The sequence below is a fragment of the Richelia intracellularis HH01 genome, assembly GCF_000350105.1.
Lineage (GTDB): Bacteria > Cyanobacteriota > Cyanobacteriia > Cyanobacteriales > Nostocaceae > Richelia > Richelia intracellularis.
The window spans coordinates 1-12,841 of sequence record NZ_CAIY01000072.1; the positions used below are offsets into that span (position 1 = coordinate 1).

Consider the following 12,841-nt stretch of genomic DNA (forward strand, 5'->3'; position numbering starts at 1 on the left):
ATTTCAATATAATCTTCCAACTATAATTTATTTGAGATTCTGTTAAAACTGTTTATGATACTACAGTTATAAATCGTAAATACAAGCTTTTCTTATTACCAAATAATACATAAAATTGTAGCAATGAGTATATAAAAATATGATGTTTTTAAATTTTGTACTTAGCTTTTATAAATGTATCATTAGGGAAGTTAATAATAAATAATAGATGAAATAATATGAGGTAAGATTCAACAATCTTATCATATTCTTATGGCCAGAAAATAGAATTTTACCTTCTTCTATTAGATATTTTATTAGTTTTTATCTCTGAATAAGTAAATAATGACATCAGCTTACCTTTTAACTGTATGAATTTATGAGTGGATATAAAAATTTAAGTTATAGTTAAATCGTTTATACATAATTTCAATATATATCAATGTATTGAAATTTTTAGGGTGGAGTGTAGCATTAACAATCTTGATTTGTATGACTAACACATTTAGACTTAATCTATTGGTTACTGAAGCCAATAGTTCTAATTATATTATTGAAGTAATAATATGAATTTGCCTAAAATCTTTCTTTTACTTTGCATATATAATAGATATTAAAATCAGTTAAAATCACCATAAGTGATTATATCAATATAGATTTAAACTGAAAATATTCCAAATCCATAGTAGAAGCAGCAGGCAGGTTATTACGTTAGGAAAAATTATTAGCCATATAAAATATTTAAAAACCTATACTAAAAAACTAGTAATAATAATTTTTCCTAATTAGCCGATCAGAATATTAAGACCTTATTAATATTAGTTTAAGTACGTTTAATTTGCAATTTTAAGCCTATTAATATTAGTCGTTAATATAAAATATATTTCTTTAGTTATGGTTATTATTAACCCTAGAAAATTTTCTATTATGTCGAGTTTTAATAACATTTATTTTATTTTTCCTAGGATAGATGACTGCAATTATTTACACCCCCAGCGAACAATTGTGGTTTGACATCTCTTCTTATTATTTTAGTATTATCCTATGTAAAAATTTTGCCACTTACTATTTTCCGTATAAGCTAAAAATATAGGTATGTTATTAACATCAAAATATATTTTTGACTCTCCTTTATAATATTTATACTAATACTTATAGTTTGATTTTTATTATTTTGCCAATTAACTTACTTCATTCGTAACTATTCTACTCATAAAATTGATTTATTAATAATCTAAATATCTCAAATATATGAACCAGATGAAACACACTTATGATATTTCCCATATGGTGTATTTACCATCCTAATTCTTTTATAGTTTTATTAGGATTTATTTTTTGTTTAATCTTATCTTATTTTTAGAATAATTCCTGCTTAGAATTGTTATGGTATCCTAAAACATAAATATTACTAAGTAATATTTATGTTTTTATAATGAATTTTAATGTACTATTATATATAAATATAAGTATATATTTTTTTACTAAATAACGCATTAATTTAACTTCTAAATTAATCTCTAGAGGTTGTCAACTATAGATAAAATTTCTGCTAAATCTTTAATAAAATAATCTGCTTCATTTTTAACTTTTCTTCGTATAGTGTAACGTCCAAAACCAATAAATAGATTAACTGCAGGACTAGTTTCCAAATCACTAAAACCATCACCTACAGAAACCATTAGAGAAGGAGAATATTGACAGCGAATTGTTTTGACAGTTTCCAATTTTCCCCCAGAATAGCTAGTAGGATAACTACGATCAAAATCTTGATAGCTGCCATCAGGATTAAATAAAAGTTTTACGGCTTTGACAGATGATATTCCTAGATATTTCGCAAATGGTTGAATTGCCTGAGAATAGCCACCACTTAAAATTATTGGCAACCAACCATCTTTTTTGAGAGTTCCAATCACAGATAATGCACTAGGCTCTACTGTTTGGATATATAAATTACCAATCTGATTAACTTGTTCTAGAGTAGGCTGGATAATTTCTAATCTTTTGCTAAATATACTTTCTAAGGGTATTAACCCTTCCATTGCAGCATTTGTCATTTCTTCAATCTGTCTCTGTACTTTTTCTCCAGCCATACATGCTAATTCATCAATACCTTCTATGCTGCTAAGAGTGCTATCACAATCAAAAATTATAATTTTGCAGTCAGTCATGAACGAAATCCTATGGTTGACAGTTGATACTGGAGAATGACCAGGGATATTTATTAACTATTTGGTTGTTTCTTTATTTCTTTATTTTTTATAAGGTATTTCCTGATATGGTCTCATGTAACATCCTAAATTAGGGATTAAGATGTATGAATATAAAGATCTTAATTAATGATAGTTTAAGGGTCACTTATTTTAATTATGAGTTGTACTTACTCCTAAAACAGATCCATGCTCATAATTTTACGTGAAAGCAAATAAATCTAGAAACAAGCTAGAATTAACTCTAGTAAGAAAATACTATCGTGTTTTATCGGATTGCATATTCTTTGCTGGGTGCCTATGACTGCTTTCCACTCTGGATTTTCCTCTGAAACTGATTCAACTAGAAATATTATCACTGATACTCAACAAATTGATATTACCAAGTTGAGTCAGATGTATCAACATTATGTTGAGGTGAAGCATCAGCATCTCCATGCCATACTCCTGTATAGGGTAGGGGATTTTTTCGAATGCTACTTTCAAGATGCTGTAAAACTAGCACAAGAGTTAGAACTTGTACTTACCAGTAAACAAGCAGGAGAACTGGGAAAGGTTGCTATGTCTGGTATTCCCCACTATGCTTGGGAACGTTATGCAACTTGTTTAGTGGAGAAGGGTTATTCAGTGGTAATCTGTGACCAGATGGAAACTGCTGCAGAAGCAGCAGGCAGGTTATTACGTAGAGAAGTTACACGTATTCTCACTCCCGGGACTATTCTGGAAGATGGAATGTTGAAATGTAGTCATAATAATTACCTAGCTGCAGTTGTAATTATTGCTGAAGATTGGAGTTTAGCTTACGCTGATATTTCTACAGGAGAGTATTGGGTGACTCAAGATAGTAATTTGGAGTTGCTTACACAGGAATTGATGCGTTTACAACCAGCGGAAGTATTATTTCCTACCAATACCCCTGATGTGCCAAGGTTATTACGTCCAGGAGAAACATCAGATAAGCTACCAGAATGTTTACCATCCTCATTTTGTTATTCATTGAGGCCACAAACCCCCTTTACTCCTAGTGAAGCCAGGATGAGGTTATTAAATAAATTTAAAGTGCTCTCAATGGAAGGATTTGGTTGTGAACACTTACCATTAGCCGTACGTGCTGCAGGTGGTCTTCTAGAATACTTGGAGGAAACACAAAAGAATACTTTTGCTCCTCTACAGCCTTTACGGACTTACATGATCACTGATTATCTCATCATAGACTATCAGACGAGAAGAAATCTGGAAATTACCCGAACCATCCGTGATAATAAGTTTCATGGTTCTTTACTGTGGGCATTAGATAGAACTAGTACTCCTATGGGGGGACGGACTTTACGTCGCTGGTTAATGCAACCACTACTAGATATTCAGATGATTCAGGCAAGGCAATATACTATTGAGGAGTTAGTAAAGGATACCCCTTTGCGGCAGGGTTTACGTTATTTATTAAAGCAAATTTATGATTTAGAGCGTCTGGTTGGAAGGGCTGGCTCTGGTACTGCCAATGGTAGGGACTTAGTAGCATTAGCTGATTCTTTAGCAAAGTTACCAGAATTAGCCCTCTTAGCAAATGAAGGAAGTTCTCCCTTTCTTCGAGATTTGCAACAGGTACCACCAGTATTAGAAGAGTTAAGTCGGGACATTCGATTTCATCTGGTAGAATTGCCACCGTCTAACATTAAAGAAGGGGGATTAATTCGAGAAGGTGTTAATCACGTACTTGATGAAAGAAAATTAGTATTGGAATCGGACCAGCAATGGATTGCGAATTTGGAATTGGAGGAGCGGGAACACACAGGAATTTCGAATTTAAGAGTGGGTTTCAATAAAACATTTGGCTATTATATAAGCATTTCTCGCTCCAAAACCAACCAGGTTCCGGAGAACTATATCCGTAAGCAGACGCTCACGAATGAAGAACGTTACATTATTCCAGAATTAAAGGAAAGGGAAGCCAGAATACTTACGGCGCTAGATGATTTGAATCAATTGGAATATGAGATTTTTGTAGAGCTACGCTCACGAGTAGGTAAACACGCAGAGGCAATTCGACAAGTGTCTAAAGTAGTAGCAGCTTTAGATGTACTGTGTGGTTTAGCAGAGTTGTCAGTATATCAAGACTACTGTCGTCCTGAAATAGTTCGGGGAAGAGAAATTCTAATAACTGATGGACGGCATCCAGTTGTAGAACAATCTTTACCTGCTGGGTTCTTTGTTCCCAATTCCACAATTTTAGGAGTTGAAGAAGAAATAGGGTTTCCTTCTCCGGAAGAGTTTGAAGAAAAGACTATCCACCAGAGGGAACAACATAATCAAAATCCTTCCAATAGTCTTGATCTAGTAATTCTTACCGGGCCTAATGCAAGTGGGAAAAGTTGTTACTTAAGACAGGTGGGGTTGATTCAAATCATGGCACAGATTGGTAGCTTTATACCTGCTAAGTCAGCAAAATTGGGAATGTGTGACCGCATTTTTACCAGGGTGGGAGCAGTAGATGATTTAGCTACTGGTCAATCTACTTTTATGGTGGAGATGAATGAAACAGCCAATATTCTTAATCATGCTACCTCTAATTCCTTGGTATTGTTAGATGAAATTGGTCGAGGAACGGCAACATTTGATGGGTTGTCTATTGCTTGGGCTGTGGCAGAATATATAGCCACAGATATTTGCTCTAGAACAATCTTTGCCACCCATTACCATGAAATGAATCAGCTAGCAGTTATGTTACACAATGTAGCAAATTATCAAGTTGTGGTAAGGGAATTATCAGACAGGATCATTTTTTTGCACCAAGTACAACCAGGTGCTGCAGATAAGTCTTATGGTATTGAAGTAGGAAAACTAGCCGGTTTACCATCTATAGTAATTAACCGTGCAAAACAGGTAATGGAACAAATTGAAAAACATAGTAAAATTGCGATTGGCTTAAAAAAATTGGATGGTTATTAGGTTAATAAGCTTTTATAAATCTAATTTGAAAGGAGTTAGCAGTTAGAAGTTAACATAGCAAAAATGAGAGTGGACTATTATCCCCATTTCCATACGATCTTAATACTAGCAACTGTCATTATCTTACATATATTAAGCATATATTAAATATTATCTCTAATAGTTTCTATTTCAATAACTATTTTAGTATTTCTATACTCAATTTTGAACTAGGATTGTAGGTGTATCAAAAACTATTATATACTATAGAGGCTGTCAGTCTAGTCAATAACCAATCAAACCGTTAGCCAATAGTAAGGATATAAAAAATTAAGTTTAGATTAGTCTAACGCTATTACAAAGTTTGAATCTTGGAGAAGAAGTATTAGTTTAATTTACTTTCGGGCAGTCACGAATATATAAATAAATAGTAAAAAGCAGGCAAAGTATCAAAGATTTAGGCTTACCTGGAAACAACAATCACATAGACTAGTTATTGTAGGCTACATAATTTGTTTCTATGTACACCAGTGCAATATAATGCAGGGAATAGAAAATTAAACAAATATCAGCATTTATTTATTTCCTACTATTATTTAGACTATCAGGGTAAATAAATTCGCTCCTGATATTAAACATGAAGCCCCATACCTAATATTAGAGTAGGAAGTGATTAACTTTATTAAAAAATAAGATTATTTTAACTCAGAACATATCTTATTCTGTTATAGGAGCAGCAACCTAATAATAATTAATCTTAACAAGATATCCTCGAAATATTATAGGATGATCTAGCAATTATAAAGTACATAATATTATTAATTAATATCCCTCATGATAATAGGATTACAGTTTGTTGAATATGGCTAAATCACATTTGCTCAAGAGGGTCAGTGCAAAGATGCAATTATAAATATGTCGGTTACAATAAGATAATAATATATAAACGAAAATGGATATCATAAATTCATAGGTGATAATGACTCTAATAATGTTATGATTAAAGTCATTATCACTGAAAGTGATGATATTTTAGTTTGCTTTTATTAGAGTTATTTTGTTAGTAACGAAAACTAAAATTACTTTCATTATGATTACACATATTGATATATGTAATCATGAAAGTAGTAAGCTGTTCTACTTGCGGTAGTCCGAATTTAGAATCTTATAAATTGTTATATGCTGAATTTTATTCATGTATTTTAGAATTAAACTATTCAACTTCCATAATGCACAGCACCAGTAAGATTTTTAGTATGAGCATGAATAGTTCTAATACTCCTATCCTGAAAACTATTGACAAGGGTAAAAGTGATCCCACCACAATTGGGAGGAAGGCAAAAAAGCTGGAAATTAAAGCAGGTTAATTGCTAAAAATTATCACACATAAGGATTTTCAGAGTTTATTAACAACTCCGTCTAGTTTGGGTTATATATTTATAATATTTATTATATCCAAATATAGTAGATATGTTATTAACATTTACTCTTAGTAGCTGAGCTTATAAAGGTTCTTATAATGATATGTACTTCATTGCTATACATCGAAAATAAACAGGACCAATGATCTATTCAAGAAGGTGAGAAGGATAGTATATGCTGCCCTTACATTATGTTTTTAGTTTAACTTCAAAGAATATCAAGGAATAAAACCTTTGATAGCTGAAAAATTTGGTGTTGTGTTGGAGACTACATTAAAGGCATTTATGACTATTTTTTTATTAGACTACCATTGTATTTGATTCTCATAAGACCATAAATTTGTTTGGCCGCTTACAACATTCAATTGAAAACTAGCGAAAAAACATGATTCTAATACAACCAGCATAGAGATTGTACAATCCGCTGGAATTATTCAATATAAAAATTGAGTTGAGGGACTAGGAAGAATGAGCAGTACTGCAAATGCCTCGGAATTAGGAAATATAGAAAATATGGACAAAAACCAAAAAATATTCCAGGCAATCGGAATTATAAGGGGTGATGTTTTTATTAGTGAGGAGTCAAAAGTCTTTATTCAAATTGATCAAAACTCCTATCTATTGCTATTTGCGCCACGTTGTCGTAAAGCTTATCAGGCTTTGCTTTTGGATGTTAAAAATCATAGTGGTAAAGATAAACGGCTGGTAGTCTACCCCAAGTTTATTCATTTTCCCAGTCGAGATAAACAACATATTGTTTCTTTTCAATTAATTGGTTTTGACAATGGGGCTAGCCCCCAAGATTCTGCAGCTATGGAATTGGGGGATTTTGAGTTTAAGTTGTCTGGTTTATGGCAATTTATACCTGTTTGCCGAATTCCTTGTATATCAGTATTACGTAACTATACTGAGCAACGATCACAACATCTTAAGGAATTAGAACCAGATAAAAAAGCTAGATTTCTTAAAGCTTCTCATTTACCATTATTATGGAAAGACTCTGTTATTACACCTTTTCGTTTTAATCCCAAGCTCAATAAGGAACAGCTGGATAAACCTATGTTTGTGTCTGTCAAAGCTAAGTTTTTATCTCATCGGAATGTATTTGGTTTTGACTCTTTGCTTGGTACACCAACTCCAGACGCACCTAGGTTTTTAAAACTGAGGAGGGATAAAACACAAGAAAATGAAGGTAAACCAAAACCATATACACCTGAAATGTCTAAAAAAGAAATACCAAAAAAAGATACTCCCAACAATACTAATCATTCTCCAATAGATGTAAAAAATAAGCAGAAAATTTAGTAGAATAAGGTTAAAATATACAATTAGAAGTTGGACCTGGGCGAAGAAAGTATCTCTAAACCAATGTTTTATTCTAAACTCAATAAAACAATTATTATGAGAATGTTTCGCGTCATATCCGCCCTTGCCCATAAGATAATATTACTTTGATAGTATCAAAAATGCTTTTGATTTAATCTAACTTTTTTGTGAGTTAGCCTTTCATTATCACAGGTTAATATAAAAATATATACATACCTGTCGGTAAGCATATTGAGTAGATTATAATAGTTATTATTAATGTCCTAATAATGGTATACACAAGGTGTTAAGAATTTTTCTTTATCATAGTGTTACATTAATAACATAATGCAATATAGCTGATAGTAAAAGATATAAAAATACTCCGAAGCTAATTCTGAGCATAATAAAATCAGTAAATCAATAAATAATTAGATAAATTATGATATGGTTTTATATCTGTATTTAAATACTTACTATTAAGTGTCAACTACATCAAAATATTTAGCTTTATTAAAAATCAATTTATTCTTATAAGGCACTGGAATTTATATCCTAGTATTTTTAGTAAACAAAATACTAGGATATAATATCAATGTATTTTATTTTTATATTAGAGTAGAGATATCTTTAGGAGTTATTTGGAAACTCAAGTCGGTTGTAGAAACATTCCTCAGTATATGTATAAACGGTTGAAAAAGTGCACTTACATATTGATTCAATTGCTAATGAATTTCCGAACTTAAATCTTATGTATACAGAAATGAAGTCATGATTCCAAAACCCATGAGATAGCTTACTCTATATTCCCAAAGTTAGCTAAGATATACAATGGAGTCGAACCAAATAACTATCAGTATAATAATTATTATACACATATTTCCACAAATATTACTATCTAATTTAGAGAGTAATATTCCGCACTTATAAATAACTCATTATTTTAGATAAACTCATAATAATATATCTAAATTTATGGTCAATAGTCAAAAAAAATACGTTAAAAATATGGAGCCTGTAAATAAGTCAAAATATGGTTTATCATACTAGCAAAAATATTAATTCTGATCAACGACTTTTTACAAATAACATGCTGGAGTTATTATTGTAATTCCTATTTATACTAGACAAATTGAGATAGTTTCATTAAGTTAATCAATAACTTCTCAGATACAAATAAAGTAGATAACAATAAACCAAGATGGTTATTAAGAGTTCAGTATTTATACAATGAATAATGAGTTTTTGTTATTGGGCCATTCAAGTGGATCTGAGATACTTCAAGAGAAGTATAGTATTTAATACTACTTTGGTTTGTTAGGCTTGTATTTATTTACTTAATAGGGCAATTAGTAATTATTCCGTGGCTATGAATTATTTCCTAAAGTGTGAGAGACTAAATCAATATTTTGTTAATATTCCACAAGATAATAAGGCAATTAGCAATCATGTTTTGTATATGATAATTTCTCTAATATTTTCTTAAATTAAACTCCTATTATTAATTAATTAGCTAAAGTCGAGTTAAAAATTTTCTTTTATTTGTTTTTTATAAAATAAGTCACAAGATTCCCCAAACCTGCATAATGTACCAAATACTTGAACAAGTTTTCCAATCTTTAAGATCTACGATTACTAAGTTCCCTAAGTCAGAGGTTGTCGTTGAAGCCTTGTTGCAGATGGAAAAGATAGCTAAGAGTAAAAAAAGTCAACTTGATAAACAAGATCAATCCCACGATACTTTCCATAAGCTAATAGGGACTTGGCAATTGGGTTTCATCACATATAAAAGGGCTACATGTAAGCCTGAGAAATTAGTGTTAGGTACAGGTATATTTATACCACCATGGGTTAAGATTCATCTGTCCTACTCCACTAATAACCTAGCTGATGGACAAGGAACAGTGGAAAATTTTGTAGAGCTGGGGCTTTTGAAAATTGTTCTTAAGGGTCCCGTTCAGTTTTACACTAAGACAAATATACTGGCGTTTGATTTTACTCATATGGATGCATATCTTTCTGGTTGGCAACTGTATACTGGTTATATTCGTAATGGTATAGAACGAGAAAAGTATTTCTATAAGAAAACGATTAAAGAGCAAGCATTTTTCACCTATTTTTTAGTAGAAAACAATTTTATTGCCGCTAGGGGAAAAGGTGGTGGATTAGCATTATGGATAAAAAGCATTAATAATATTTAAGAGAAAACTTTCATAAATATTCATTTAACAGTTACAGACTATTGAAAATACCAGATATAAATGCTAATAGTTAGTTGTGTTACAGTATTGTGATCCACGCTACTATAAAGATACTACTAAGTAAAGATGTTATAGGGTGGTTTTCCAGTTTTTGATATGATAAATGGAAAATATGCAATTATATTATTTTTCGTCTTTAATAATATGGATTAAGCACACTTATATCAATTGACACTTATTAATATTGGATATATATATAAATATATTAGACAGTCGGCAGTAAATACAAAGACATTTGATGGTCCTTTAATTACTATATAATCTGAATTTACCATGTCATAACAGCACAAGTTTATTGGGGTGAGTTACAGAATCAATTACTAACAAGAATAGTACTATTAATATAATCATGGTACTATTAATTTTAATCATTAATTTGCATGGTATTTACCTACCCAAATCAAACCAGCAGAGATATAAGTTATTGTGAATATTAACACTACGATAAATTATCTGTTATCTTAATAAATCAAAACAACAAAAATTTAAATTAAGCATTGACATGGGTATTAAATAAACTTCTAACTTCACAGTGATAAAAGATAGTTCTATAACTTTTTATATTTCCTATTAATCTAGATTAATTTATACGATTAAGGAGTATTAATTATAATCATAATAAATATGAATTTTCAACTCAGTTGGACTATCCCTAAATATAATAACCACCTTATCAGGATAATTTATAATAAGTGCCCAGTATAAAAATAAACTAACCCAACAGTAAAAATTTATAGTTGACCCAAGCAATAAATGCAATTCATATACTAATATACCGGGTTATATTATTAAGTGTTAAGGACAGATACTCCCCTATAAAATCCCCCTATAATCTTTAAATTAGTAATTACTAATATCTCCAACCTTTCCAGGTAATAATCAAGAGAAACTACATAATATTAAAGTAATAATATATGATATCAAAATAATTATATAGTTTCCATGATTATGCTTCCCAATATTATCTTACTTATGAGTATTGAACAATTAGTAATAAACTAAGAAACAACCCAATCAATTAATATAAAATAAACTACCTTAATCAAAAAAATCAATCAGCAAAACTTTTTAGGAGCTATGTTGCAAAATCTCTATATGATATTCTGAATCGAAACTGATTGTGGGTTTAACTTTGGGCTAACTGGGTTACACAATATGGTAGGATAACCCCCAATTTATAATAATAGAATCAAAATTTATGGATTAACTGAATATCAAAATAATAGAATTCAGGAGTTGAGTCAATCCCATATAGCTTGTAAGAATTTCTTTTATGGAGTTAAGCGTTAGTCATAACGCAGTAAGTAAATTTCCTCATCATTTAATTAGATGCTTTAATCACACTTATTCTATTCACTATTATTGCTGTTGTGGAAATTCTGTTGGACGTTATTACATAAAAAGTTTTATACATCAGTAGATTCACAGATTTATTATCTAGATCTTATCTAAGCCGAGAGTTATTACCTAACAACTCTACTAGAATTACAGAACTTGTTAAAAAGGATAATAGAAGTAAATAAAATAATTCTACTAGCATATTAGGTTTAATATAACTAAAAAATAGTTAGGAAATAGCCATCTCCCTCTTTGAAAGTTTTTTTGAGCGTCTTGATATTTTAGCTGAACACTGTTCAAAACCTAAAACAATATAATCTTTCTTAATTCCTGCATCTATTAATTCATTAGCTATACTTTCATCCATCTGATCTTTTTGAATCCAAAGTTTATTATCAATAATGTCAATATGTAGCAAAGTTCCATAAATACGGTCACCATCATCCCAGCCAGTTTCCACTAATAGGTAACGATCACGTTCCCTATCAAAGATATGTTCTATCTGTACCATTTCATCGTTTCCTAAAAACTCAGCATATTCCCTGAGTACTTTTTCTATAATGAAGCGATAAGTTGTTCTTGTAGAATCCATAGAGCAGTTTCCTCATCTGTATAAGTAGTTGCAAACAATCACCCTGTAACAAGCAGATTTTACATCTACCACTTCAAGCTTGGTAGTTCATAATAAAATTTCTCTCAGTTGTATTATCTATTATACTTTTCGTTGTGGATACTTTATTGTAGATAGGACCTAAGTAGTATAACTTAGTTAATAGAATAAATAACATCTGCAAATAGGAGGATGCTAATTGTTTACTGTATAAATAATCGTTAGGCTAGATTGTGAAAGTGTTATATAGACAATAGATTGTAGAAAATTTTTACTGAATTTAATTGTTTAATTAGGTCAGGAATTACTGACATAAAACTACCGGTGTATAAAAATAATCAACATATATTTATCTATTACGACTGTTGTATGAAGTTTTTTTGAAAATAGTAAATCAATAGTAATTATAATTAATAAAAATTTTAAATTAGCCAAAATAAGATCTACTATTATAGATTTACTATTAGGACAGAAATAAAATAGCGATGTTAGCATACTACAATGCTAACTTGTATTTGGAAGTAATTGAAGACGTTACATGAAGAGAATAAAGAATAAATGTATGTTGGATATTGTATATAGCCTAAAATTTACTATAACTTCTGAGCTACAATTATGAAGTCATAGAAAATTTATAAAAATAATGGGAAAATACAAGTTACTAACTAATAAACATACTGAGTATTAATTAAATAAAAAGTATATGAATAAGAGCTCAAGTAAATTTGAATATCCAGTTTTTATGTACATAAGTTTCTACAATAACAGTCATATAAATTTCTTAGAAAATTT

5 protein-coding genes are annotated in these 12,841 nt (G+C 30.4%); 3 read left to right on the plus strand and 2 right to left on the minus strand.

The genetic code is table 11. The features are described 5' to 3' along the window. Nucleotides 1-1,499: 1,499 nt before the first annotated feature. Nucleotides 1,500-2,150: an HAD-IB family phosphatase gene (locus RINTHH_RS07995; RefSeq protein ID WP_008235163.1), complete on the minus strand. Its 651-nt coding sequence runs from the start codon at nt 2,148-2,150 to the stop codon at nt 1,500-1,502. Between the two features lie 339 nt (nt 2,151-2,489). On the opposite strand from RINTHH_RS07995, the gene mutS reads away from it, so the two are divergent. The 3 genes from mutS (at nt 2,490) to RINTHH_RS08010 (ending at nt 10,041) form a co-directional block, all read left to right on the plus strand. After that, entirely contained in the window at nt 2,490-5,135 is a 2,646-nt protein-coding gene (gene mutS, locus RINTHH_RS08000; protein ID WP_008235165.1) for a DNA mismatch repair protein MutS, read from the plus strand. A gap of 1,868 nt (nt 5,136-7,003) precedes the next feature. Further along, nucleotides 7,004-7,840 carry a hypothetical protein gene (locus tag RINTHH_RS08005; protein ID WP_155943952.1) on the plus strand — a complete coding sequence of 279 codons (837 nt, stop codon included), beginning with the start codon at nt 7,004-7,006 and terminating at the stop codon, nt 7,838-7,840. Between the two features lie 1,586 nt (nt 7,841-9,426). Beyond that, nucleotides 9,427-10,041 carry a hypothetical protein gene (locus RINTHH_RS08010; protein WP_008235171.1) on the plus strand — a complete coding sequence of 205 codons (615 nt, stop codon included), beginning with the start codon at nt 9,427-9,429 and terminating at the stop codon, nt 10,039-10,041. 1,627 nt (nt 10,042-11,668) lie between these two features. On the opposite strand, the gene RINTHH_RS08015 is transcribed toward RINTHH_RS08010, so the two are convergent. Next, a complete protein-coding gene (locus RINTHH_RS08015) occupies nt 11,669-12,031 on the minus strand; it encodes a XisI protein (protein WP_044304896.1) in 363 nt (120 codons plus the stop codon). Between the last annotated feature and the right edge of the window lie 810 nt (nt 12,032-12,841).